The organism is Acinetobacter sp. 778_lipA (genome assembly GCF_058242985.1).
In genome coordinates this window covers 2,697,115-2,722,125 of the sequence record NZ_JBZAYT010000001.1, presented here as the reverse complement: position 1 = coordinate 2,722,125, position 25,011 = coordinate 2,697,115, and the positions used below count along the sequence as shown (strand labels likewise).

Below are 25,011 nucleotides of genomic sequence, written 5' to 3'. Positions count from 1 at the left end.
GAAAAAAAAGCAACTTCACCGTCGATATTAAGTCAAAAGATGGATGAAACAGAAGAAATGGAATGCCACAAATAATGGGATTTGTGGCATTTTTTTTGATTAAAAAATTTAATAAAAATATTGCATTTTGAAATGCAATAGCTTTTTAATGAACTGTGAATTTAACTGGTTGAAAATTAATCGACAATTAAAAATATTTTATTTTCATAGGCTTATTAAATCATTATTGAGTTATCCACAATTCTACAAACAAGTTCAGGGGATAACTCTAAGGAAGATGATCTAAGCTTGAATAGATTTGTTAAAATCATAGCTACAAAAAAGCTGCTATATAAATAGCAGCTTTTAAATTTAGGTTACAATGGTTTATTTCACAATTGCAATGGCAAAACCATCATGTCCTTTGCTGCCAACTGTTTGTAAAGCAGTACATGACAGAATTTTAGGATGGTTTTGCATAGCTTTATACATGTCACGAATCCCTTCAATACTTGGTTTAATATTCGCTGGGTCAAGAATATCACCAGCACGAATCACGTTGTCCAAAACAATGACTGTTCCAGAATGTGAAAGGTTTAAGCTTAGCTCTAAATATTCAGGATAACTTTGTTTATCTGCATCGACAAAAATAAAGTCGAAAGCTTTAGTACTTTCAGGCAAATTCTTTAAAATATCAGCTGCGCGACCACATTTTAATTCAACGGTTTGCTTTAGATTAGCACGATCTATATTTTCTTGACCTAAAGCAGCATGTGTATCACGACCTTCAATCGTTAAAATATAGCCATCTTCAGGTAGCGCACGGGCTAACCACATGGTGCTATACGCTGCAAAAGTACCTAATTCTAAAACACGTTTGCACTTGTTCATTTGAATCAACATTTGCAATAACATGCCCTGATTTGCGGCAACAGCAAGGTGGTCTGGAAATCCTTTATCCTCAGTGTTTTTTAATGTTTGTATGAGGATTGGGTCTTCAGGAATTAAATGTGATTCGATATAGGTATCGATGTCTGACCACATTTGTTGCATGTTATACCACCTAATTGGAGTCACTTCGTTTATGTAATTTGCATTTTAATCTTTTAAACGAAGAGTGCAATTTTAATAGAAACTTTTGAGTTAAATTTAATCAACTTGAAAAATAATAAATATATAGAACGATACATTCAGGTTTTATTGTTTTAAAGAAGCCAGATCGACTTCTATAAAACATGGTGATGAAACTGATTTATGCAGCGAAGAATGGGCTAAATCCAATTTTTTTTAATAAACGGCGATACATACTTGAACTGCGATCAGCAGGGAAGTGCGCCTCAATGGATAAATCTAAAGGTAGATATTCTGGTTTTTGTGTCTCAACGATCAAACGGTCTTCTTCAAAGATTTTAAGGTTGTATTCATAAGCATCTTCTATTGGTAAATCTTGATCATAGTTACGACAAATGGGGGCAAATAATCGAGTACTACGTGCTGTCATGGGCGAGGCAGCATTCATAATGACCTGTTTCGCTTGATTGGGGAAATGAATGGTTAATGTTGCGGTAAAAGGCAAATGAATTTCAAAATGGCGTAACCATTGAAAATCCGCTTGTCCTAATTGATCTAGACCAATCGGGTAACGACCTACACTACTGATATAATCAGCACTAAAACCATAGTCTGTTTCTTGCGTAGTGTAATCAGGCACTTCTGTATTTTCTGGGTCACCAAAAGTTTCTGGATGTACCCATGCAAAATGGGCAACATCGATAAAGCCTTCCAATTGTCGACCAGCAAAGCATTTTAAATCGACTTGAGGACAAACCAGTTGTTGGTACGCGGTCTCATCCCAATGCGGCATATTTGGAATATTGGCTATATCCTGTTCTTTTGCTAAAAGTGAACACCAGATTAATCCATAACGTTCAACAGCAGCATAGGTTTTTAGGTGGAAACGGTCCGAAATTTTATGATTGGGATGAGCAGGGATTCGATTACATTTACCATTTTCACCAAAGCGTAAACCATGATAACGGCAAACGATACCTTGACCATCATTTGTTCCGATGCTTAACGGAACACCGCGATGTGGGCAGGCATCTTTGGCAACAATAATTTCAGCACCTATTTTATAAATGACCAATGGCATATCCAGCAACATGGTTCCGAGTGGTTGCTCAGTAATATCTCTTGCAAATGCAATTGGATACCAATATTGGGCTAAGAGTTGCCAGTCATGTTCGGAGAAGCTCATATGAACGGGGAGGTCTGGGTTAAAGCTGTTCAGCGTTTTGCTATTCATATTCAAATCTTTTATGGAATGCTCATTTGAATATAAAACAATGCTGTGTTCTTTGAAATTTCAATTATTATGCGTAATGATGGAAAAAAAGAGAACACATGATTGACTACTAAGTATGATAAGAGGTGGATTTCCATATATAGGCTTAGCTGTAATAATCTTTTAACATTTTTCCAAAATTTAATAAAAAAGAACTGAGTACAATAAGTGCGATGGAGAAACTGCTGCAAAAGAAAATAATTTTTTGATAATTTAACCTGCAACTATTCATTAAAGGCAAATAGTAGACTTGATACATTGAGCGTAAGGTTTGCATGGTTAATATAAATAAACTGATGAAGCTAAAACTAATGACAATATTTTGGATCAGATTGTATTGACTAATTTGTGCCAATAAAAAGTAAATGATCCAACAGCTCATATAGATAATGAATGTAATCATGCTAGCTGAGGCTACCATTTTTAGAAAAGTTTCATGCCATTCTTTACGATTTAATCTCATTATTTAAATTGCTCTTTTTTATTTATTTTAAAGGTTTTTAGATGAGTAAATAAGGTTGATACGACGTATATTGTCGCTTTAAGTATGTAAACGTTAATACAGTTTTTGTGACATACACATGAAATATTACAATTTGAATTGTAATATCCTCAAATTTAAAAAATAGCACACAGTTGATTACATATTGAATTTAAAAGATTTTTAATAAAATCAAATGTGAATTATCAAATATCATAAAAGCGTCATAAAGCTGTAACTTATTTGTCATATTTTAAAATCAAAATGCAATTATCCGAAAAGTACTACACAACAAGAAGTGGTGTACTTCAAAATTGCAGTTTATTTAAGAGAGAAAAGAATGCGCATTAATCACATCGCACTTGCATTAGCAGTTTCAGGGGCAGCAGTAGCAGCAAATGCTCGTGATACCATCCAAATCGCTGGTTCTTCTACTGTACTTCCTTATGCGAGTATTGTTGCTGAAGAATTTGGTAACACTTTCCCTCAATTTAAGGCACCTGTAGTTGGCTCAGGCGGTAGTTCTGCTGGTCTTAAACAGTTCTGTTCAGGTGTAGGCGATAACACAATTGATATCGCAAATGCTTCACGTAAAATTAAAGATACTGAAATCGCAGCGTGTAAAAAAGCTGGCGTAAACAAAGTCCAAGAAATAAAAATCGGTTATGACGGTATCGTTTTTGCTTCAAATGCAAGTAAAGCAGCTTATAAATTACGTCCACAACACGTATTTGCAGCCCTAGCAGCTGAATTACCATCAAATGGTAAATTGGTACCAAACCCATATACACGTTGGAACCAAATTGATAAATCGCTTCCAAATGAGCCAATTACTTTAGTTGTTCCAGCTTCTAACCACGGTACACGTGAAGTGTTCCAAGAAAAAATGGTTGAAGCGGGTTGCGAAACTTACGATTACTTCAAAAAGTTAGACAAAGATGCACAGAAAAAAGCATGTTCTAACTTCCGTAAAGACGGTAAAGTAATTGAAATTGCTGGTGATTATACTGAAACTCTAGCACGTTTAAAAACATCTCCAAGTGCGGTAGGTGTATTTGGCTTAGGTTTCTATGACCAAAACAAAGATAAATTACGTGTTGCGACAGTGAACAACGTTGTTCCTTCTGAGCAAACTGTTTTAAATGGTACTTACCCTGTATCTCGTCCTTTATACTTCTATGTAAAAGGTGAACACTTACAGTCAATCAAAGGCTTAAAAGAATATACTGAATACTTCCTTAACAAGAAGGTATCTGGTAAAGGTTCTAAGTTAGACAAAGCTGGTTTGATTTCATTGTCAGATGCTGAACGTGCAAAAGTATTAGCTGGTTTTAAAGCTGGTAAATAATAAAACCGCAATAATGGAGCTGATGGTGGGTGACTACCATCGGCTTTCCTTGCTAAGTAGAGTTTTTTCAAAGCATTGAAATTGAAAAAACGGTGGAGAATACATGAATCTGCTACTCATTGGCGTGTTATTGGCTTTAATCGCTATCGCATATCAAATCGGGCTACGAAAAAGCCGAAGCCTAGCAGGTAAGGGAAATAACACTGCAATTTTACATTCGCGTCCTGGCTACTATGGCTCTTTGGTGGCGTTGTGGTGTGGAATCCCAGCTTTTTTAATTTTGATTGTTTGGAATTTGGTAGAACCAAGTGTTTTACAACATCTAATTTTAAAAAATGTTCCAGCAACTGTTGCTTCATCGCTAGATACAGCTGGGGTAGATGTACTGGTAGATCGTATTAAAGCAATTGCCTCTGGCTTTGGTGTGACAGATACGCCAGCAGCTTATGAGGTTGCAGCTGCAGAACAACTCTCAAAATTTGAAAGAATTGGCTCGTTTGCAAAGTTTGCTGTGGTAACGTGTGCTGCGATCCTTGGATTGATTTGGGCAAGAAAAAGAATTAGTCAACAATTTCGTGCACGTAACGAAGTTGAAAAAACTATTAATGTTGTTTTGATCCTCTGTTCTGGTGTCGCGATTCTCACAACTGTGGGTATTGTGATGTCGATGTTCAGTGAAGCGATGCACTTTTTCCAGTTTGTAAGTCCAATCGACTTCTTCTTTGGTACAGAGTGGAATCCTGGGTTTAGTACTTCAGGAAATGCCGAAGGAAGTTATGGTTTGCTACCATTACTTTGGGGAACACTCATGGTCAGTGGTATTGCACTACTGGTTGCTGTTCCACTGGGTCTAATGATTGCAATTTATCTTGCTGAATATGCTTCACCTCGATTCCGTTCATGGGCAAAGCCAACAATTGAAGTTTTAGCGGGTATTCCAACCATTGTTTATGGTGTTTTTGCCATGATGGTGCTTGGTCCAATCTTCAAATCAATTGGTGATTCTATTGGCGTTGAAGTTAATGCGACTAGCGCACTAACAGCGGGTTTTGCAATGGGGATTATGATTATCCCATTTGTATCTTCTTTATCAGATGACATTATTACTCAAGTGCCGCGAGCTTTGCGTGATGGTTCGTTAGGTTTAGGTGCAACCAAATCTGAAACTATTCGCCAAGTGGTTCTCCCAGCTGCCTTACCAGGTATTACTGGTGCATTCTTACTCGCAGTATCTCGTGCGGTAGGTGAAACCATGATTGTAGTACTCGCTGCTGGTAATAGTCCATTGTTACATATCAATCCACTTGAAGCTGTTTCCACAGTAACAGTAACGATTGTAAAACAATTAACAGGTGATACAGACTTTGCAAGTCCGCAGGCATTAGTTGCATTTGCACTGGGTTTAACTTTATTTACCATTACATTGTGTTTAAACATTGTCGCACTTTATATTGTGCGTAAATATCGTGAGCAATACGAATGAGTACATCAAATACATCTCCTGTGGATCAAAATGTATTTGATCCTCAAGCCGCTGCTGAGTTGCGAGAAAAACGTAAAGCTAAAATTGCTAGCTCATTGTCAAAACGCCATCGTAAAGAAAAGACCTTCCGTATTGCTGGCTTTTCAGCAGTGATTACTGGCTTGGCATTTGTAGCAATCTTATTTGGAAGTATTTTATACAAAGGGTTGCCAGCATTTTGGCAAGCAAGCATGACTGTACCTGTATATTTTGATCCCGCTATGATTGATGCAGGACCAAAACCAACGCAAAAAGTAGGGGAGTCTCCTGCTGTTTTTCAAGAGCGTTATGTAGACTGGCAAACTAAAATGGGTATGGTTGATTGGGATGCCTTGATTGTAAATGCAATCATTGCAAAAGATCCTACACTTGAAAGCCGTCGAGATGATCTTTCGGGTGTTTACACCAGCTCAGAAGCTTATCGTATCCGTGATATGGTCTTCAAAGATCCTGCATTGATTGGTAAAACAGTCGAACTCAACTTCCTTGCTGATGCTAATATTGATGTTTGGTTAGCAGGTCATATCGATCGTTCATTACCTGATGAGCAACAACAACTTAGCCCAGAAGTACGTCAACTTTCAGATGATTTGGCCGCAAAAGGTATTATTAACCGAACTTTTAACACACAAATGTTCACTAACCCTGATTCACGAAGTTCACCTGCAACAGCAGGTTTAGCAGGTGCATTTATGGGTTCATTGTTCATGATGTTAATTGTGATTGCGATTTCTATTCCATTGGGCGTGGCAAGTGCGATCTATCTCGAAGAGTTTGCACCAAAAAACTTTATCACAGACATTATTGAGGTAAACATCAATAACCTTGCAGCGGTTCCATCGATTGTATTTGGATTATTGGGCGCTGCCATTTTTATTGGTTGGATGCATTTGCCTATATCCGCACCTTTGGTCGGTGGTTTGGTATTAAGTTTAATGACCTTGCCTACAGTAATTATCACCACTCGTGCATCACTGAAAGCAGTACCTCCATCAATTCGTCAAGCGGCGTTAGGTATAGGTGCTTCTCGTTTACAAACAGTATTCCACCATGTATTGCCTTTGGCTCTGCCAGGGATTATGACAGGTGCGATTATTGGTATTGCTCATGCATTGGGTGAAACAGCACCATTACTCTTAATTGGTATGAGTGCTTTCGTTGCAAATATTCCAGTATCTCCATTAGACCAATCTACGGCTTTACCTGTTCAAGTTTACTTATGGCAAGGTAATGAATTACGTAACTTCTTCGAAGGGCGTACGGCTGCAGCCATCATTGTGTTATTGGCACTCATGGTCGGTCTAAACAGCTTTGCAATTTGGTTACGTAAGAAATTTGAAGTTCGCTGGTAAAAGAGGGCAGAATAGAGATGAACACTGTAGAAACTAAAAATTCCTTAAGACAGGATACAACCGTGAATTCTGAACAATCTCAATTTACATCGACTGACAGTAAGCAAAAGCAAGCAAGCACTTCTTTTGTATCCCAGTTTGAGTCTTCGACGCCGAAGAAAGAAAAAAATACAACTGTGAAAATTAGTGCTGAAGATGTGCATGTTTACTATGGTGAAGCTGAAGCGATTAAGGGTATTGATCTTCAAGTTTATGAAAATGAAGTGATTGCATTTATTGGTCCATCAGGTTGTGGTAAATCAACATTTTTACGCACCTTAAACCGTATGAATGATACGATTGATACTTGTCGTGTAACAGGTAAAGTGCGTTTAGATAATCAAGATATTTATGATCCAAATCTAGATGTTGTATTGCTTCGTGCTCAAGTCGGAATGGTATTTCAAAAACCAAACCCGTTTCCTAAATCAATTTTTGATAATGTTGCTTATGGGCCTAAACTACATGGTTTAGCCAAAGATAAGTATGATTTAGAAGAGATTGTTGAAAATAGTTTGCGTAAAGCAGGTTTGTGGGATGAAGTTAAAGATCGTTTAAGTCAGCCAGGCACAGGTCTTTCTGGTGGTCAGCAACAACGTTTGTGTATTGCGCGAACAATTGCTGTAAGCCCAGACGTGATTTTAATGGATGAACCATGTTCTGCACTTGATCCGATTGCGACAGCAAAAGTTGAGGAGTTAATCTCTGAGCTTTCTGCACAATATACAATCGCAATTGTAACCCACTCCATGCAACAAGCAGCACGTGTCTCTGACCGTACAGCCTACTTTCATTTAGGAGACTTAATCGAAGTGAACTCTACAGAGAAAGTCTTTACTCAACCAGATCACCAATTGACTGAAGCTTATATTACTGGTCGTTTTGGTTAAGTCGAGCACTGATTAAGTCCAGTTTAGTTGTGAAATTAAAGAGCCGTAAGGCTCTTTTTCTATAGATAAAGCATATAAAAATTTGAGACAATGAATTAAATTTATGAGAATGGTAGATAAAAAAATTAAAAACCTAAGCTGCCAAATAATAAATTGATTGTCTAAATCTTTTCTTTGTTGGGTGCTGAAATAGGGATGTAATGCAGTTTTAGTTAAGTCTAGTATTTTTTAATAAAACCAATTTAATAAGAATGGGTAAGGCTAAATAATTTAAGAGGTAGGAATAGATGAGCTATGCGTTCATATTTCAATATAAGTGCCATGAAATAAATGCTTAATTATTTGAGCTTATAAGAGCGGGAAATTAGACAAAGGCTTTTTTAAGACATACATCATTTTAAACTTTGTGTATTAAACATATTTTTCAGTTAGGGCTTTATTTTATATGCGAATAGCAGTTGATTGTTATTTGTAATTTTCTGAGCTATTCATAGTTGCTTTATATAAAAAAGGAGCTCAAAAGCTCCTTCTTATTACCAAGATTGCTTATAGTATGTTTTTAATCGATTGGATCTTCACGATGTTGTTCAACTGCTTTAGCGTCATAGTGTGCTTTACTCGGATGAGCGAATGCAGTAGCCAGTTTGTCTTTGTCTAAAGCATTGTCCCAACGTGCCACAACAATCGTTGCACACGCATTACCGACTAAATTGGTCAGTGCACGGCATTCAGACATAAAGCGGTCAATACCTAGAATCAAAGCCATACCTGCAACAGGAACTGCTGGAACAACAGATAATGTGGCTGCTAAGGTAATAAATCCAGCACCTGTAACACCAGCAGCGCCTTTAGAGCTTAGCATTGCAACGAGCAATAATAAGATTTGGTCTTGAATACTCAAATCGATATTGCAGGCTTGTGCAATAAAGAGCGCCGCCATCGTCATATAGATGTTGGTACCATCTAGGTTAAATGAATAACCAGTAGGAATAACCAAGCCGACTACAGATTTTTCGCAGCCTGCTTTTTCCATTTTACGCATCAATGATGGAAGTGCGGCTTCAGATGAACTGGTCCCTAAAACTAACCATAATTCATCTTTGATATAGCGAATTAGATCTGTAATTCTAAATCCATTGTAGCGCGCCACTGCACCCAAAATAACCAAAATAAAGAGTAAGGCAGTGATATAGAACGTCATAATTAAAAGTAAAAGATTTCCAATACTTTCAATACCATACTTGCCAATTGTAAATGCCATTGCACCAAAAGCACCAATCGGAGCAAATTTCATCAGCATTCCAACTAAATGGAATACGGGTGCTGTAAGGTTATTTAAGAAGTCTACAATCGGTTGACCTTTTTCGCCTACCGCAGCTAAGGATAAACCAAATAATACGGCAACAAATAGAACTTGTAGAATATCACCACTGGTTAATGGGCTAACGATGGTTGTTGGAAGAATATTCAGCAAGAAGTCGACAATCGAAGCGTCATGTGCTTTTTCAGCGTATTCAACAACTTTCTCTGATTTTAATGATGTAGGGTCAATATTTAAACCTTGTCCTGGTTTAATAATATTGGCAACAATCATCCCGACGATTAATGCGAGTGTAGAGAATGTTAGGAAATAAAGCATCGCTTTACCGGTTACTCGTCCTACAGTTCCCATATGTTTCATGCCTGATATTCCAGTGACAACCGTCAAGAAAATAACAGGTGCAATAATCATTTTGACCAGTTTAATAAATGCATCACCTAATGGTTTTAAACTTGCACCAATATCTGGCCAAAAGTGCCCAAGAAGGATACCAAGTACAATGGCAAAAATAACCTGAACATAGAGGATTTGATAAAACTTTTGTTTTTTAGGGGGGAGGTGTTCATCGTGTGAGGAGATATCCATACTCAATCCTTATCCTTGATGTTGATAAAATTAAACATTTTTTAAAGAAATGACACGCAAATGTTCATAAATTTTAAAAATGTAATTATTCTTTTTAACATGTTGATTTTAAATAGTTTAATCAAAATAACAAATATGTTATTTAGATAAAAAGAGCTGCTAAATAAGCTAATATAAATTTTAAAAATGTGTGATATATGTTTATTTGTATTATTCGTTTGATATAAACATGTCTATGTTTTTTTATGTGAATTTGTCATAAGAAAAGCCAGCAAAAGTTCTACTAAGTGGCATTTGGCTTATTTTCAAGATAAAGTCGCTGAATATAATGAAATCATCAAAGCTTAACTTAGATGTAAAAACTATTAATAAAATCTTAATTTATTCACAATGTGCATCTTTATTCGAATTTTAATGCGTTTTAAATTATAAAAAAAAGCTATATTATTCATAACTTAAATTTGGTTATTGTATTTTCAAAAGTCGAAATAAGACCGACTCTTATACTGCATAAAGCCTAAGTGAGTTTAGCTTTGTCGAATTTTTCAAAAAGTGTATTGAAATTTACCTGATCCGTCCGCATCTTATTAGAAAAGTATTTCCTCAAATATTCGAGATTATAAATTCTATGTTATTCCATTTACCTAAAGTACCCGCAGAACTTCGCATTAGTCATTTAAATGCTCGAATTAATGAGCAAAGAAAAAGAATTGCTCAGTCTACTGCATCGAAATTGGAACTGTTTCAACTGACTCAACAGTTTGGAAAAGAAGCTCGTATACGTAAAAAGAATAATCAAAAAATCTATGTATTGGATTTTAAAGGAGATGTACAAGCTTCAGCGGTTGAGAATTTACGAGAAGAAATTACCTTAATTCTTGCGACAGCAAAAGCAGGGCGTGATCGTGTCATCGTACGTTTAGAAAGCCCAGGTGGTATGGTGCATGGTTATGGTCTTGCAGCTGCACAATTAGTTCGTTTACGTGATGCAGGCTTTAATCTGACGATTTGTGTGGATAAAGTAGCTGCGAGTGGCGGTTATATGATGGCATGTATCGCAAGTGAAATCGTCTCTGCACCTTTTGCTGTGGTTGGTTCGATTGGTGTTGTTGCTCAAGTGCCCAATTTTAATAGACTGTTGAAAGAGCATCATGTTGATTTTGAGCTATATACTGCTGGTCAGTTTAAACGTACTGTGACGATGTTTGGTGAAAACACTCCAGAAGGTAAAGCAAAATTTGAAGAAGAGTTACAACAAACACATCAATTATTTAAGCATTTTGTTGAAAAATATCGCCCACAACTCAATGTGGAAAAAGTTGCTACAGGTGAACATTGGTATGGTGAAGATGCGCGTAATTTAAATTTAGTGGATAAATTGCAAACTTCAGATGAATATTTGCTGAGCTTACTGCCACAACATGATGTATATGTGATTCAAACACGTCGTAAGCCAACACTTGGCGAGAAGTTAGGTTTGCAGGCTGCACAAATGGCAGATGCCTTAATTCCATCTGTCGTGAATAAATTGATGAGTGAGATCACCAAGCTAAATTCTTCTTTACCGATGTTTAAAGACGATAAATTCTAAGTTTTAATTGTTTATTGACAACCTAAAGAGTAATTGGTGAAAGCTGATTACTCTTTTTTTATAGAAAAGTCTTTTCTTTATTCGCAAAAATGCTCAGAAAAAATGACCTCATGTGGTCATGACAAGTCCGTAAAAAATGATTAGCATGCTAGGGATCATAAAATCAAAAACTCAGATTGAAAGGAATACAAGACATGTTGGCATATGATGCAGATTTAGAACTTTTTCGTGATAACTTTAAACGTTTTATGAGTGAACACGTTGCTCCATTTTATGAGCAATGGGAAAAAGAAGGTTTAATGCCACGTTCAGTATGGTCATTATTGGGTGAAAATGGCTATCTTTGTGTGGATGTGCCTGAAGCGTATGGTGGTTACGGCGTTCCAACTGAATATTCATTGATGTTAGTTGAAGAGTCTGCACGTGCAGGTTATGGTGCCTTGTCTACCGCAATTTCATGTCATTCAGAAATAGCAGCTCCTTATATTTTGCATATTGCCAACGAAGAACAAAAACAATACTGGTTACCGAAAATGGTGTCAGGTGAAGTGGTGGGCGCAATAGGGATGACGGAACCGGGCGCGGGTTCAGACTTACAAGGGATGCGTAGTAGTGCAATTTTAAATGGTGACCATTATATTTTGAATGGTTCTAAAACGTTTATTTCAAATGGTCAGCATGCAGATTTAGTGGTATTGGCAGCAAAAACTGATCCACAAGCGCGTGCAAGAGGTGTGTCACTTTTATTGGTTGATACACATCTAGATGGATTTAAAAAGGGCACCAACCTCGATAAAATTGGTTTGCATTCGCAAGATACCTCAGAACTGTTCTTTGATAATGTTAAAGTTCCAGCAAATCAATTGTTAGGTAGCGCAGGTCAAGGTTTTGCCTATTTGATGCAAGAGTTACCTCGTGAACGTACTGCAATTGCAGCAACAGCACTTGGTGCAATTCGTGGTGCAATCGATATTACCACTCAGTATGTACAGGAACGTCAAGCATTTGGTCAGAAAATTGGCAGCTTCCAAAATACGCGTTTTGTTTTGGCTCAAGCAAAAATTGATGAGTTGGCAACAGCAGCATTCTATAACCAAAACTTAGCTTTATATAAACAAAGTAAATTGGATGTTGAAACAGCAGCGGCTTTAAAAAGTTTTAGTACTGATATGCAGATGAAAATCATCGATAGCTTGTTACAACTGTTTGGTGGTTATGGCTATATGACGGAATATCCAATTTCTCGTTTCTTTGTAGATGCACGTATTCAGCGTATTTATGGTGGAACAAATGAAATCATGAAAGAAATCGTGGCGCGTGGCATCATTGGTCGATAATGCATAAATAAATAGCAACGATAAAGTATTCAAATAAAAAACCTTCTTTATTTAAAGAAGGTTTTTTATTATCAAGGTTTAGGGATTAAGCACTTAATACATTTAAACATTCATTGATAAAGATAGGTAACTCAAAAGTTGAACGTGAAGAAATATATAAATTGTTGTCGTTTACCACTTCGCGATCAAAAACCACAGCGCCAGCTTCTTTAAGTTCTTTGAGGATATCTTCAATTGAGGTTAAGCGCCGTCCAATGGCAATTTGTGCATCGATAAGCAAATGGCTACTGTAACAACATAAAAAAATAGGTTTTTGCGCATTGGCAAAATTACGTAAAAAATCAATAAAGCGTTCATCTTCTTTAAGATGATAAGGGGAATAGCCACCCGGAATCATCAGCGCATCAAAATCCCGAACAGAGATTTCATCAATGCCTAAATCTATACTGACCGAAGATTTTCTTTGTTTGCTATACACAATATTCCCCGCAGACTTTTCAATATTGCGCACAGAATGGCTTGCAGCTCGAAAAGCTTCAACGGGATGATGATATTCCGCATCTTCGAAATCATGGGTAATGAGAACAGCGATTTTTTTATTCATATTCTATGACTCGAAATGCGCTTATGCTTTTTATCATAGAGCGCAATGTTTAAAATTCTATAGCTGCTTTGTAATTCATTTTGTGGTCAGAAAATTTATAAAGTGATGACATTTTATTCAATATATAAGTTGGAAGTGAAACATTGAAAAATGCACTATTGCCCAACAAATTAAACTGAACTATTGTTATACTGTCAGTGGTCTAAAACATAGACTTCTCGTAATTCTCGACTTTAAAGGGCGACATAACAATGATCAACGATGATCAAAAAACGACTTCTCTAGATCTTGCTCAAATCCGTGAAGATATTGACTCTGTAGATCAGCAAATCCAACAACTTATCAATCGCCGTGCAAAACTGGCCGAATCAGTTGCTAAAGCAAAATTTGCAGCAGAAGAGAATCCGTTATTTTATCGTCCTGAACGTGAAGCACAGGTTTTACGTCAAGTTATGGAGCGCAATGAAGGGCCATTGTCAGATCAAACCATGGCACGTTTATTCCGTGAAATTATGTCTGCATGTTTGGCACTTGAAGCACCACAAAGTATTGCATTTTTAGGTCCAGTCGGTACTTATACCCATTCTGCTGTATTAAAACATTTTGGTCAGGATGCTGTGGTTCGTCCACTACCAACGATCGATGAAGTGTTCCGTGAAGTTGAAGCGGGCAGTGCACATTATGGTTTAGTTCCAGTTGAAAACTCATCTGAAGGTGTAGTCAACCATACTTTAGACTGTTTTAAAGCATCACATTTAAATGTGATTGGTGAAGTTGAATTGCGTATTCATCACCAATTCCTGATTTCTTCAAATACCCGTAAAGACAGTATTAAACAAATTTATGCACATCAACAAACCCTTGCGCAATGTCGTAAGTGGTTGGATGCACATTATCCGGGTGTAGAACGTGTAGCTTTAAGCTCAAATGCAGAGGCTGCTCGCCGTATACGCAATGAATGGCATTCAGCAGCAATTGCATCTGATGTGGCTGCAAGTATTTACGACTTAGAGGTTCTCCACGGCAATATTGAAGATAATCCTGAAAATACCACACGATTCTTGGTCATTGGTCGTGAAAAAGTACCACAAAGTGGCAATGATAAAACCTCATTACTGATTTCAGCACATGACCGTGCAGGGGCTTTATTGGAAATTCTTGCACCATTTGCAAAACACAACATTAGTTTGACCAGTATTGAAACCCGTCCAGCATTACCTGAAAAATGGGCTTATGTATTCTTCATTGATCTTGAAGGTCATGTGGAACAGGACAATGTTAAAGCGGCGATTGAAGATATTCGCCCACTGGTTAAAGAAGTACGTGTACTGGGTTCATATCCGATTGCTGTGCTTTGATGTCGTTGTGAAATAGGTAGTTCAAAATCGTTATGTCACAACCTTTATTTAAAAAAGTTGCTTTTATTGGACTTGGATTGATTGGTTCAAGTCTAGCCCGTGTGATTGCAGCGGAACATCTTGCTGAAAATGTTGTTGCATCAACACGCTCAAAAAAAACATTGGAAGATGCAAAAGCTTTAGGAATTATTTCTGCGGGTTTTAGTGATCCTGTAGACGCTGTAAAAGATGCAGATTTAATCGTTCTGGCTTTACCCGTTCGCGCGACACAGAAAGTACTTGAAACGATTCAAGCTTATGTTTCTGAAAATGCCATCATTACCGATGTCGGAAGTACCAAAGGGAATGTGGTGGCTGCGGCACATGCTGTTTATGGTGAAAATCTTCCTGTAGGTTTTGTACCTGGTCATCCAATTGCTGGCGCAGAACATACAGGTGTCCATGCCGGTAAAGTTGACTTGTTTGTAAATCATAAAGTGATCCTAACGCCGTTGCCGACTAGTGCTGATTGGGCAGTTGAAAAACTGATTCAGCTTTGGCAGGCTGCAAAAGCTGAAGTCATTTGTATGGATGTGGACAAACATGATGAAGTGTTGGCACATACCAGTCATTTACCGCATCTGATGGCATTTAATCTGGTCGAACAGCTTGCAAATCGTGAAGATAACCTAGATATTTTCCGTTATGCCGCTGGAGGTTTTCGTGACTTCTCACGTATTGCTGCCAGTGATCCGCAGATGTGGCATGATATATTTTTTGCCAATAAAACAGCCATATTGAAAGCAGTTGATGGTTTTGAAACGCAACTTGCGACATTACGTCAACTGATTGAAGATGAGAATTCACAAGCCCTGATGGGATTGCTAGGACATGCACAAGCGGCACGACAGCATTTCAATCATATGCTCGCCAATAAACCTTTGATGGAGAAAAATAAGGTGACACAACAATTTACCATTTTGCCGGGTGAGAAGACATTTAAAGGTAAATTTACCGTGCCGGGTGACAAGTCAGTGTCACATCGTTCCATCATGTTTGGTGCAATCGCTGAAGGTACAACCCATGTTACAGGTTTCCTAGAAGGTGAAGATGCTTTAGCAACACTTCAAGCATTTCGTGATATGGGTGTCAGTATTGAAGGCCCTAAAAATGGTGAAGTGATCATACATGGTGTGGGTATTCATGGTTTAAAAGCACCCAAAACGGCACTGTACATGGGTAATTCTGGTACATCGATGCGTTTGCTTTCAGGCATGCTTTCAGCACAACAGTTTGACTCTGTGATGACGGGTGATGCGTCTTTGTCTAAGCGTCCAATGGAGCGTATTGCAAAACCTTTACGTGAAATGGGTGCGCAAATTCAAACCACGGGTGAACGTGGTACTCCGCCTGTTTCTATCACTGGCGCTCAAGCACTGAAAGGGATTCATTACGATTTGCCAATGGCATCTGCGCAAGTCAAATCTGGAATTTTATTGGCAGGTCTATGGGCAGAGGGAGAAACCTCTGTGACTGAACCTGAACCAACCCGTGACCATACTGAGCGTATGTTACGTGCTTTTGGTTATGCTGTGAAAACGGAAGGTAACCGTATTTCACTCCAAGGTGGTGGCAAGTTGGTTGGGACAGAGATTCAAGTGCCTTCTGATATTTCTTCTGCTGCATTTTTTATGGTGGGTGCTGCCATTACTGAAGGTTCAGATATTACCCTTGAAGCTGTTGGGATTAATCCAACTCGTACAGGTGTAATCGAAATCCTTAAGCAAATGGGTGCAGACTTAACTGTTGAAAATGAACGAATTGCAGGCGGTGAGCCGATTGCTGATATACGTATCCGTGGTACCCGTACACTGAAAGGCATTCATATGCCTGAAGATCAAGTACCGTTGGCAATTGATGAGTTTCCATCTTTGTTTATTGCTGCTGCATGTGCTGAAGGGAAAACGGTGTTAACAGGTGCTGCCGAATTACGGGTTAAAGAGTCTGATCGTATCCAAGTGATGGCAGATGGTTTAAAAACCATGGGGATTGATTGTACGCCAACTGATGATGGCATCATCATTGAAGGAAAAGGTAAATCGGGCGACTGGTCTGCTATTTTCTCTGGCGGTGAAATTGAATCGCACCATGACCATCGTATTGCAATGAGTTTTTCGATGGCGGGTTTACGTAACTCTGGCGAGATTAAGATTATTGGCACTGAAACAGTAGCAACAAGTTTCCCCACATTTACTGAACTCACCAATCAGGCGGGGCTTCAGATTGAAGTCACGGAATAAATCAGTCCTTGTCTAATATTTGTATAATTAATTAAAAACAGCCAAGCAAATGCTTGGCTGTTTTGTTTATATTGCTTATTCTAAAACCATACAACTATAAAGCCTTTTGGATGAAGCAATGAGAACATTACAATTTACAGCAAACTGTGAGAATCATAGTAACAGTCACAATCATGGTGAAAATGTATGTTATGTCACTCAGGAATACGTGACGACTTTGTTGTTAAAACAATTGTCTCAATATGGCTTTAAAGCGGAAACAACACACTCCGATGAAGACCTTGCTGTCAGCGTAGAAAATCATCCAATTGGTTTGGGGGTTAATTGTCATTTAAATGATCAAGGATTATTAACTTGTGAAATTTCAGCCCATGCTGATGAAGAACAAGCGTGGTTTAAGAAGATAGCAACCCAGAGTATGATTAAACAATTGGCAAATGCTGTAGAAAATACGTTAAAAGAAGATGATGCGTTTAGTGGATTTGAATGGAAAGTATAAGCAGAGCCTAGGGGATAGCTATGCAATTACAAGCATTTATCGATAAATTTTCAGTAGATCAGGCGGGAAACACAGTAAGCCCTGAAACTGTAAAAAATATCAAGCGTATTTACCTGAAGCGCTCTTAGAGCTTTGGCAAAATCATGGTTTTGGCTTCTATGGTAACGGTTTGTTACAGATCATTAACCCTGAGCTTTATCAAGATGTGCTTTGGTCATGGTTAATGAAAGATCAACCTGATATGACTCGGTTACCCATTGCTATTTCAGCATTTGGTTTGGTGTTTTATTATCGCTTATTAAGCGAAGATGGCGATGAAGATATATCCTTTATTGATCCACACAACTCGGAAATTGGGGTAACAGCTTGGTCATTAACAGATTTTTTAATGACTGGATTTGTGATGATGAGATCATTGAGCAATTTTTAGAAAAATCAGCCTTAGCAAAGGCACAAACTCAATATGGTAAATTAGTTGATAATCAAATGTATTGTTATCTTCCTGCACTGAGATTAGGTGGGCGTGCTAGTGATCTCAATTTAGATAAAGGTGATGCAGCCACACATTTAGCTTTTTTATATCAACTTGCTGTGAATAACTGATTTAAAAATCATTTAAAAAATAGATGTTTAGAAATGACAGTTTGATTGAGATAAAACTGTCATGTCTATTATGAATTAAATTATGCTATTACTCGACACGTAACCATGTTTGGCTACGACCTACCGCTGAAATACCTAAATATCCACGAAGAAATAGTTTCTTGCCATTTGGGCTGACTTTACCTTTTAATCGATAGATTTTACCTGAAACTGGGTCAATAATTTTCCCATCAGTATAACTCACATGATCATCTGTCTTTAGCCCAGAGATTACCTGTAAGCCAATAATTGGCTTGTTGGTATAAGGTGCAGGGCAATTGGTGCAAAATTCTTTTGGGGTGTAGCCTGGGCGTGGTGTTGCTTTTAATGCTGTACCCGCATAGGTACCGTTACTTTGTTTTTCAATTTTAACCAGTCCCTTTGCTTCACCAGTTTTGTCATCGATATAACGCCAAGTTCCCACGATATCTTCTGCAAAAGCTGTCGATGTTAAAAATGCGATACATGCTGTCCCCAATAAAACTCTCATCATTTCCCTTATTCCTTAAGTGGGTATTTTCTACTTTAAAAATCATACTTATTTAAGGCGTTGATTATATAATGAATAGTTGGGTCATTTATTTACATAATGTGCCAATAAGTATGAAATTTAAAATGAATTGGCACATAAAGATAAGCAATTGATGAGCTTGTAAACTGGATTTAGCATAGCTGAAGCTTATGTGATGACACTCACCTTAAAAATATCATTGATTGCTTCAAAGTGAATTTCACAATCTAAGAATTTTTGAATCATTTCAGCTTGTGTTGTGGTGTGTTCACTGACAACTTGAGCAGTAAACGCACCGCCTTTACCTAAAGCTAAAGGCAATAAAAGTTGGTCTGCTAGATATTCGTCAGCCACAGCATCACAAGCTAAAAAGGATTTAACTTCTTTGGCTAAATCATGCGCTACTTTTTCTGCACTTTTCTTCATTTCACCTAACGCAGAAAATACTTGTTGATGGTGTTGGTAATCTAACACCACAAAAGCTGTATTCCCTTGGCTAATCCCTTGAAAGTTTAGTCTATTACGTTGGCTTAAACTCAATTTATTATGCAATACTTCCAGTTCACGATCCGCAATATTCTGTTGAATATTTAAGGCAGCGGCATAGCCACGTATTTCCAGTAATTTGCCTTTATCTAATACTGAATATTCAAGCTTATCTATCCAAGGATAAGTAGTAATATTGATTTGACCCGCACCAATTGGAAAGAAACCAGCACGTTCACATTCAAAATCAACCTTTATTCCAAGTTTATGAAGAGCAGGTAGAAAACAAGACTCTATGAAATCTGCAGTCGGTGCCATTGGATTATGTGTTCCGCCGTGGATACTGATGTGACTGATTTCATTTTGCATCATCAGTGCAGGCAGTAGTGTTTGTAAAACCAATACTGTGCTACCGGCTGAACCAATATGAAAATCATATTTACCCGCCTGAACTTGTTGGGGCTGAAAATATAATTTTTGTGAATGTAGTTCAGCACCTTCCACAATGGCATTACTGATGCGTTGTGATGCTTGTACACAGACTAAATGCTGTCGCATTAAGCCCGGCTTTTTACGCCCTGCTCGAATATTCACAAGCTCAAATGGAATACCCGTTAACATAGACAGTGAAAGGGCAGTTCTTAAAATTTGCCCTCCACCTTCGCCTTGTGAGCCATCAATTTGGATGGCTTTATTTTTTACTAATGTGTTCATTTTGTTCTTCATCATTTCTTTCTAAATCATTCGGTTTTCGAACATGTTTTAAAAACCGTAATTCACTTACACCATATTGTTGATAATTATCTTGTGCTTCTGCTAATGAGATTGCATTTGCACCACTTTTTGAATTTGGATGAATATTTTGTACAGGATCATCTTCCCAAAAACAAACTGGACAAATCTCAAAGTCAAAATTACCCGAAGGTTGATCTCTCGTGTAATGATGACAACAAGAACAAGGGTAATTCATTAAAAATTCCAAAAAGGGGTGAACATACTGTCAGTGCATGGTGATGCTCAGTGCATTGTAACTTTGCTTTCACAAAGGTTTGCCTTGTACGTAGTGATGGGTTGATTTGTGCTTAAAGTTTTAAGCTAACCCGCTCGCTCATCAAGCCACTACACCTTATTTTCAATCCTGTGTTGTGGAGGTAGGGGATCTTGCACTCGCCCAGTATGTTCGGGTTTTCTCAAATGACGAATCACTTGAGAAAAGGTGAAATATATTGTCAGTACGTGGTAATGCTGTGTGAATAGTCACTCTGATTCACAAAGGTTTAAGTGATGATAGGTGATGGATTTGATTGGTGTGTTTCCGCTCTAAATCCGCTTCGCTGTCATTACCCAAAAATGATGCTGACTTTTATTTCAATCTATACAGCCTTAGATCTTGTACTCGCCCAATATATTTCGAGATCTGATAGGGTAAAGCCCTATCAAAGCTTTTAAATGATGGCTTTAAACGTCAAGTAAATCAACTTGCCAATTGGTGGCTTGTATCAATACATTCAAGTCGCGTAATTTGGCACTGATATCATCGGATTGTTTTTGCAAGGATGATACTGGAATGACCTTATGCCATTTGATTTCACGTGTGCTATAGCGGTCAGGCTCACGTTGTGTGTTGCTGATGGCAGACGTTAAAATTTTATGGCGCTCCACAAGCTCATCACGTTGAGTAAGTAAAGCCAATAATGAACGACCATCTGTTAATTTTGCCAAAGCATTGGTTTGATGAATGGCATAAACAAGTTTTTGGGATTCTTGAGTTAATGCAAATACTTGCTTTAATAACTCATTTGGATCCTCGGATGGCTCATCACCGTCTTGTACCAATACGTTCGCATTGATACGTTGTTTCAATGAAGCGAGTTTCTTTTGTTGATCGCTTCGTAATAAGAGTGCTTCTGCAAGTTTCATTTTATTTTCCTTATCGCTTTTAATAGTCAATAAATATTTAACACAACGATTTCATATAAAGTTTGCTGGGGTAGTGTATCAACTGGGATTGATTCGGCAAATTCTATAACGTCTTCTAAAGTTTGATTTTCATGCCAAGTGGTCATGAAATTATAATCATCGTCTTTAGGTAGATCATAATTACAAAATTCTAAATAAGAATAATCCAATGCATCATCCCAAATTGAACATTCATCGCTCCAAGCTAAAGCCCAATAGCATTGTTTAGATTTTACAATCCAATCACTGCATTGATTGCGCCAATCATTAGTTACATTGTTGTTATGTATTGCTAGCACAACAATGTATGGCTCTTGTGGTAATTCAAGATGGATTGCTTGATTAGCCAAAAGATCGTAATGACTGATCTTAATTTGTTTAGAGCGATCCATTGGCATTACTCACATTCAATTAGGAGGAATTTGTGAAAGACAAAAAGCTTTATGATATATAAGTCCTTTTTCAATCCATACATCATATGAAAAAGAGTGAATATTTCGTTGTAAGGCTATAATCTCATTTTTCCAGATACAAATATCTCCATGCTTTATCTGTTTGGACTCACTCAAATACCGTTGTAAAACCAAAGTTTTTTTAAAGGGATCACTTAATCTTTTAAATTGATAAGCAACCATATAGTAAAGCAGATACTTAAAATAATTCTGCTTATTGCATTTGTGGTCTACTGCGAGTTCCAGAAAAAGTAATAATTCATCTTTCCAGACCAAGTATAAATCCCATTCAGTCGTAGGCAGATATGTATCCGAAAATGCCCATGATCGAATTTCAGTTATGCTCGGATTGGAGATGTTGGTTATCACTATATTATCCCTTTACACAAACAACCTGACTTAAGGTATAAACCACTTCCACCAAATCACTTTGTGCTTTCATCACATCTTCAATTGGCTTATACGCAGATGGAATCTCATCAATCACGGCTGCATCTTTACGGCATTCTACACCTTTGGTTTGTTCAATCTGATCTTCCACAGTAAACAACTTTTTCGCTGCAGTACGGCTATGTACACGACCAGCACCATGCGAACATGAACAGAAAGACTCCTGATTCCCCTTACCTTTGACAATAAAAGACTTGGCACCCATTGAACCCGGAATAATTCCATACTCACCCAAACGGGCACGTACAGCACCTTTACGTGTTACCAGTACTTCCTGACCAAAGTGTTCTTCTTTATCCACATAATTATGGTGGCAATTAACGGCTTCAACTTTGGCATTAAATGGTTTATTGATGATGATTCGTAAAGCTTGAACCGCTGCTTCCATCATTAACTCACGGTTTTTCATGGCAAATCGTTGTGCCCAACCCACCGCAAACCAATAATCATCAAAGTGTTCAGTCCCTTCCACTAAATAAGCTAAATCTTTATCAGGCAGGTTAATAAAATGCTTTTGCATATCTTTACGTGCAAGCTCAATAAAGTGGTTACCAATCGCATTTCCAACACCACGAGAACCTGAGTGCAACATAATCCATACTTGTTGATGCTCATCTAAACAGACTTCAACAAAATGGTTTCCTGTTCCCAAAGTACCTAACTGTTTATGGTTGTTGGTATTTTTTAAACGGGGATGCTTGGCGCAGATATATTCAAAATCAGTCACCAACTCAGCCCAAGCCTGATCAACACGTGCAGTAGGTGTATCCCATGAACCTCGGTCACGACGACCACGATCTTTGGTCATACCATGTGGAATTAAACGTTCAAGTTCGGTACGCAGTGCGTATAAGTTATCTGGTAAATCTGATGCGCTTAGCGAAGTACGTGCGGCCATCATTCCACAGCCAATATCTACACCGACCGCAGCAGGGATGATTGCGCCTTTGGTTGGAATTACACTTCCAATCGTTGCTCCGATTCCTACATGTACATCTGGCATTACTGCCATCCATTTATAAATAAAAGGCATTTGTGCTGTTTTTAATAATTGGTCTTTCGATTTCTCATCAACAGGGACACCTTTGGTCCACATTTTTATAGGAACACCTTTAGCATCCTGAATTACGTTATAAGTACGTTCCTGTGCTAAGGAAGTTTGTTTTTCGATTTGTTCTGCGACTAACATCGTCATTGCTTTGATCCTTTTCAAAACCTGCCTGCCAAGCGGATGCAGGCAGGTGATATTTATATACATCTCATGATGTATGCTCTATATATTGCAGAGAGTGTGCCAACTTTGTTTTTCAATTGATTTTATTTTATAAGATATTGATTTATAATAAATAGATAAATTTAAATTTTATTTAAAATGTATATTTTAAAAAAAAACTATGCTAATTTAAATATTATTTTAGATAGTAATTTATCTATTTTTATATTTTAAATAAAATATAAAACAACCAATTGCTAAACATAATAAGAAAAGGAGGCTAAAACCGATTGAAAAGATGAGGCTTACTTTAGAGCCTTGTAAATAGGCAAATAAAGTGATTGAAAATATTAGGCTATAAATACTACTAAGGAAATATCTTCCGCAATGTGGTGCAAATTTAGTTGTAAAATAGCCGAGCCAAATAGCTATTGGGAATGTTGATATAATTGAAAAATAATAAATTTTTGAGCAGGTTGGGATATCTTCTTGCTGGAAACCGCAACCCAAAGTGAGTGAAAGCAAAAAAATGACGTAGAAGAAAAATAAGAATATAAAAATTACTAAAGGAAATAAGAGGAAAGCAAACCAAGTACGCATTGTTATTATTCAGGATATTTATCATGTTACAGATTATAGTATGAAATCTAGTTTGGGAGAATTTCTTCTCCCAAACTAGATTTGATGAAATTTGTGAATCTTAATTTTTGTTCATATCCCATATCGTATTATCATCAGTTGGTTGATAATGTTCTTCGATATGGATTTTTAACCTCAGTGCGAGAGGATCATCTTCTAGGATTTGACTATGCCCATGTAAAAGTTTCAGTTCGCTTTTTTTACGACTTTTACTTGGCGGTTTTTCATGATAGTTCTGGCATTTCTTATACCAGTGGTTAGTTTCTAAATAGTACTTTTTGACTCTTAGTTTCTCTAAAGCAAGATCAAGATTGTTATCGTCAACAATAACTTGTATAGACATGATTTGCGTTTTACAGACTGACACCTGTCTTTGGTTTTAAGTTGAGACTCCAAGCTAGCAAATTTTTTGTTGATTCACAAGCATCGCTTTTAAACATGATAAGTTTAAAAAGAAAAGCAGCCACAAACGTTAAGATTGGATATTGTGAGTGAACACGATAGGAGGGTTTAAACCCTGCACTAAGGCGTTACCATGTAATCCAATTTATATTCGTGACTGCTTATCGTGTAAATCTATTTATTATAATGAGAGTACATCAACAAAAGGCTGAAGACAGTCGTGGCTCTACCAACTGAGCTACTGTATCTTGTTATACAGGGTGGTATCGAAGCACCGACAAACGCGTAATGTAGTCCTCAAAGCATTTGATCTACTTTCATTATTGCTTATACAAGATCAAAAAAGTTGGTGTTGGATATGTGCAGTACCCGAAATACTGTGCGTGAGATCGTGATGTAATCCAACAGGCATTTGATCGTTTAAACATAGGTCAAAGCCCATCAACAAATTTGATTATAAGACAAACAATTCACCGCTTTTGCTTTAAGCGACTGTATGTATATACAGCAGAGGAATCTAACCTCTGATCTGTGAATTCTAATGTAGTCCTATGAGTATTTGATGGACTGATGACCCCAGTATATTTTCATATACTGCCCTACAAGTGAATCAACAAGTTTTTCAAAGACGTTCGTGCCTTACCGCTTGGCGACCATCATCGAAATGATGGGGTGGATTCGAACCACCGATGACGTCAATTTTAAGATGTAGTCCTTGAAGCATTTGA

21 protein-coding genes and 1 pseudogene are annotated in these 25,011 nt (G+C 37.5%); 11 read left to right on the top strand and 11 right to left on the bottom strand.

All coding sequences use genetic code 11. The features are described 5' to 3' along the window. Positions 1-366 precede the first annotated feature (366 nt). Positions 367-1,032: an O-methyltransferase gene (locus AC4CUY_RS13035; protein WP_336954405.1), complete on the bottom strand. Its 666-nt coding sequence runs from the start codon at positions 1,030-1,032 to the stop codon at positions 367-369. Between the two features lie 199 nt (positions 1,033-1,231). Next, complete coding sequence (locus AC4CUY_RS13030; protein WP_490774219.1) at positions 1,232-2,284, bottom strand: Rieske 2Fe-2S domain-containing protein; 1,053 nt, start codon at positions 2,282-2,284, stop codon at positions 1,232-1,234. An 860-nt stretch (positions 2,285-3,144) separates the two neighbouring features. On the opposite strand from AC4CUY_RS13030, the gene AC4CUY_RS13025 reads away from it, so the two are divergent. From AC4CUY_RS13025 to pstB, 4 genes are all read left to right on the top strand, one after another. Beyond that, positions 3,145-4,152 carry a substrate-binding domain-containing protein gene (locus AC4CUY_RS13025; RefSeq protein ID WP_096734464.1) on the top strand — a complete coding sequence of 336 codons (1,008 nt, stop codon included), beginning with the start codon at positions 3,145-3,147 and terminating at the stop codon, positions 4,150-4,152. Between the two features lie 103 nt (positions 4,153-4,255). Beyond that, positions 4,256-5,635, top strand: coding sequence for a phosphate ABC transporter permease subunit PstC (gene pstC, locus AC4CUY_RS13020; RefSeq protein WP_336954407.1), 1,380 nt, complete (start codon positions 4,256-4,258; stop codon positions 5,633-5,635). After that, the gene (gene pstA / locus AC4CUY_RS13015; RefSeq protein WP_419327736.1) at positions 5,632-7,026 is read left to right on the top strand and encodes a phosphate ABC transporter permease PstA; all 1,395 of its coding nucleotides are present in this window, start codon (positions 5,632-5,634) and stop codon (positions 7,024-7,026) included. Before pstC ends, pstA begins: the two co-directional genes overlap by 4 nt. A 17-nt stretch (positions 7,027-7,043) precedes the next feature. After that, positions 7,044-7,955: a phosphate ABC transporter ATP-binding protein PstB gene (gene pstB / locus AC4CUY_RS13010; protein WP_336954409.1), complete on the top strand. Its 912-nt coding sequence runs from the start codon at positions 7,044-7,046 to the stop codon at positions 7,953-7,955. Between the two features lie 559 nt (positions 7,956-8,514). Here the strand turns inward: pstB and AC4CUY_RS13005 are convergent. After that, the gene (locus tag AC4CUY_RS13005; protein ID WP_419301466.1) at positions 8,515-9,861 is read right to left on the bottom strand and encodes a dicarboxylate/amino acid:cation symporter; all 1,347 of its coding nucleotides are present in this window, start codon (positions 9,859-9,861) and stop codon (positions 8,515-8,517) included. Between the two features lie 619 nt (positions 9,862-10,480). Between AC4CUY_RS13005 and sohB the strand changes: the two genes are divergently transcribed. Together sohB and AC4CUY_RS12995 are read left to right on the top strand one after the other, a co-directional pair. Then, positions 10,481-11,452: a protease SohB gene (gene sohB / locus AC4CUY_RS13000; RefSeq protein ID WP_490774668.1), complete on the top strand. Its 972-nt coding sequence runs from the start codon at positions 10,481-10,483 to the stop codon at positions 11,450-11,452. Positions 11,453-11,646: 194 nt separating this feature from the next. Further along, positions 11,647-12,789 (top strand): acyl-CoA dehydrogenase family protein, encoded by a 1,143-nt coding sequence (locus AC4CUY_RS12995; RefSeq protein WP_490774218.1) that lies wholly within the window; start codon positions 11,647-11,649, stop codon positions 12,787-12,789. An 85-nt stretch (positions 12,790-12,874) separates the two neighbouring features. Here the strand turns inward: AC4CUY_RS12995 and AC4CUY_RS12990 are convergent, their stop codons facing one another. Further along, positions 12,875-13,393, bottom strand: a complete 519-nt coding sequence (locus AC4CUY_RS12990) for a DJ-1/PfpI/YhbO family deglycase/protease (RefSeq protein WP_336954410.1) — start codon at positions 13,391-13,393, stop codon at positions 12,875-12,877. Positions 13,394-13,644: 251 nt separating this feature from the next. Between AC4CUY_RS12990 and pheA the strand changes: the two genes are divergently transcribed. The 5 genes and pseudogenes from pheA to AC4CUY_RS12965 all read left to right on the top strand — a co-directional run bounded on the left by pheA (position 13,645) and on the right by AC4CUY_RS12965 (position 18,132). Further along, positions 13,645-14,751, top strand: a complete 1,107-nt coding sequence (gene pheA, locus AC4CUY_RS12985; RefSeq protein ID WP_004719240.1) for a prephenate dehydratase — start codon at positions 13,645-13,647, stop codon at positions 14,749-14,751. 32 nt (positions 14,752-14,783) lie between these two features. Then, the gene (locus AC4CUY_RS12980; protein WP_336954411.1) at positions 14,784-17,030 is read left to right on the top strand and encodes a bifunctional prephenate dehydrogenase/3-phosphoshikimate 1-carboxyvinyltransferase; all 2,247 of its coding nucleotides are present in this window, start codon (positions 14,784-14,786) and stop codon (positions 17,028-17,030) included. A gap of 118 nt (positions 17,031-17,148) precedes the next feature. Continuing rightward, complete coding sequence (locus tag AC4CUY_RS12975) at positions 17,149-17,529, top strand: hypothetical protein (protein WP_004719243.1); 381 nt, start codon at positions 17,149-17,151, stop codon at positions 17,527-17,529. A gap of 151 nt (positions 17,530-17,680) precedes the next feature. Continuing rightward, positions 17,681-17,959 (top strand): annotated as a pseudogene (locus tag AC4CUY_RS12970) (hypothetical protein); the annotation flags it as partial. Continuing rightward, complete coding sequence (locus AC4CUY_RS12965; RefSeq protein WP_419359519.1) at positions 17,896-18,132, top strand: T6SS immunity protein Tdi1 domain-containing protein; 237 nt, start codon at positions 17,896-17,898, stop codon at positions 18,130-18,132. The pseudogene AC4CUY_RS12970 and the gene AC4CUY_RS12965, both read left to right, overlap by 64 nt. A gap of 88 nt (positions 18,133-18,220) precedes the next feature. On the opposite strand, the gene AC4CUY_RS12960 is transcribed toward AC4CUY_RS12965, so the two are convergent. The 7 genes from AC4CUY_RS12960 to AC4CUY_RS12930 form a co-directional block, all read right to left on the bottom strand. Next, complete coding sequence (locus tag AC4CUY_RS12960; RefSeq protein ID WP_105713769.1) at positions 18,221-18,664, bottom strand: DUF2147 domain-containing protein; 444 nt, start codon at positions 18,662-18,664, stop codon at positions 18,221-18,223. Positions 18,665-18,850: 186 nt separating this feature from the next. After that, positions 18,851-19,882 carry an RNA 3'-terminal phosphate cyclase gene (rtcA, locus tag AC4CUY_RS12955; RefSeq protein WP_335955376.1) on the bottom strand — a complete coding sequence of 344 codons (1,032 nt, stop codon included), beginning with the start codon at positions 19,880-19,882 and terminating at the stop codon, positions 18,851-18,853. Then, positions 19,860-20,138 (bottom strand): CPCC family cysteine-rich protein, encoded by a 279-nt coding sequence (locus AC4CUY_RS12950; protein WP_051671060.1) that lies wholly within the window; start codon positions 20,136-20,138, stop codon positions 19,860-19,862. Before AC4CUY_RS12950 ends, rtcA begins: the two co-directional genes overlap by 23 nt. Before the next feature lie 488 nt (positions 20,139-20,626). Next, complete coding sequence (locus tag AC4CUY_RS12945; RefSeq protein WP_004822548.1) at positions 20,627-21,088, bottom strand: DIP1984 family protein; 462 nt, start codon at positions 21,086-21,088, stop codon at positions 20,627-20,629. 26 nt (positions 21,089-21,114) lie between these two features. Next, positions 21,115-21,519, bottom strand: a complete 405-nt coding sequence (locus tag AC4CUY_RS12940) for a DUF7684 family protein (RefSeq protein ID WP_490774217.1) — start codon at positions 21,517-21,519, stop codon at positions 21,115-21,117. 433 nt (positions 21,520-21,952) lie between these two features. Further along, entirely contained in the window at positions 21,953-23,218 is a 1,266-nt protein-coding gene (locus tag AC4CUY_RS12935) for an RtcB family protein (protein WP_490774667.1), read from the bottom strand. A 724-nt stretch (positions 23,219-23,942) separates the two neighbouring features. Next, the gene (locus tag AC4CUY_RS12930; protein ID WP_224963817.1) at positions 23,943-24,224 is read right to left on the bottom strand and encodes a hypothetical protein; all 282 of its coding nucleotides are present in this window, start codon (positions 24,222-24,224) and stop codon (positions 23,943-23,945) included. Positions 24,225-25,011: the final 787 nt, after the last annotated feature.

What these genes read in the sequence shown, in the direction of transcription:
- AC4CUY_RS13035 (WP_336954405.1), bottom strand. Translation starts at nt 1,032, where the DNA reads ATGCAACAAATGTGGTCAGACATCGATACCTATATCGAATCACATTTA.
- AC4CUY_RS13030 (WP_490774219.1), bottom strand. Translation starts at nt 2,284, where the DNA reads ATGAATAGCAAAACGCTGAACAGCTTTAACCCAGACCTCCCCGTTCAT.
- AC4CUY_RS13025 (WP_096734464.1), top strand. Translation starts at nt 3,145, where the DNA reads ATGCGCATTAATCACATCGCACTTGCATTAGCAGTTTCAGGGGCAGCA.
- pstC (WP_336954407.1), top strand. Translation starts at nt 4,256, where the DNA reads ATGAATCTGCTACTCATTGGCGTGTTATTGGCTTTAATCGCTATCGCA.
- pstA (WP_419327736.1), top strand. Translation starts at nt 5,632, where the DNA reads ATGAGTACATCAAATACATCTCCTGTGGATCAAAATGTATTTGATCCT.
- pstB (WP_336954409.1), top strand. Translation starts at nt 7,044, where the DNA reads ATGAACACTGTAGAAACTAAAAATTCCTTAAGACAGGATACAACCGTG.
- AC4CUY_RS13005 (WP_419301466.1), bottom strand. Translation starts at nt 9,861, where the DNA reads ATGGATATCTCCTCACACGATGAACACCTCCCCCCTAAAAAACAAAAG.
- AC4CUY_RS12995 (WP_490774218.1), top strand. Translation starts at nt 11,647, where the DNA reads ATGTTGGCATATGATGCAGATTTAGAACTTTTTCGTGATAACTTTAAA.
- AC4CUY_RS12990 (WP_336954410.1), bottom strand. Translation starts at nt 13,393, where the DNA reads ATGAATAAAAAAATCGCTGTTCTCATTACCCATGATTTCGAAGATGCG.
- pheA (WP_004719240.1), top strand. Translation starts at nt 13,645, where the DNA reads ATGATCAACGATGATCAAAAAACGACTTCTCTAGATCTTGCTCAAATC.
- AC4CUY_RS12980 (WP_336954411.1), top strand. Translation starts at nt 14,784, where the DNA reads ATGTCACAACCTTTATTTAAAAAAGTTGCTTTTATTGGACTTGGATTG.
- AC4CUY_RS12975 (WP_004719243.1), top strand. Translation starts at nt 17,149, where the DNA reads ATGAGAACATTACAATTTACAGCAAACTGTGAGAATCATAGTAACAGT.
- AC4CUY_RS12960 (WP_105713769.1), bottom strand. Translation starts at nt 18,664, where the DNA reads ATGATGAGAGTTTTATTGGGGACAGCATGTATCGCATTTTTAACATCG.
- rtcA (WP_335955376.1), bottom strand. Translation starts at nt 19,882, where the DNA reads ATGAACACATTAGTAAAAAATAAAGCCATCCAAATTGATGGCTCACAA.
- AC4CUY_RS12950 (WP_051671060.1), bottom strand. Translation starts at nt 20,138, where the DNA reads ATGAATTACCCTTGTTCTTGTTGTCATCATTACACGAGAGATCAACCT.
- AC4CUY_RS12945 (WP_004822548.1), bottom strand. Translation starts at nt 21,088, where the DNA reads ATGAAACTTGCAGAAGCACTCTTATTACGAAGCGATCAACAAAAGAAA.
- AC4CUY_RS12940 (WP_490774217.1), bottom strand. Translation starts at nt 21,519, where the DNA reads ATGGATCGCTCTAAACAAATTAAGATCAGTCATTACGATCTTTTGGCT.
- AC4CUY_RS12935 (WP_490774667.1), bottom strand. Translation starts at nt 23,218, where the DNA reads ATGTTAGTCGCAGAACAAATCGAAAAACAAACTTCCTTAGCACAGGAA.
- AC4CUY_RS12930 (WP_224963817.1), bottom strand. Translation starts at nt 24,224, where the DNA reads ATGTCTATACAAGTTATTGTTGACGATAACAATCTTGATCTTGCTTTA.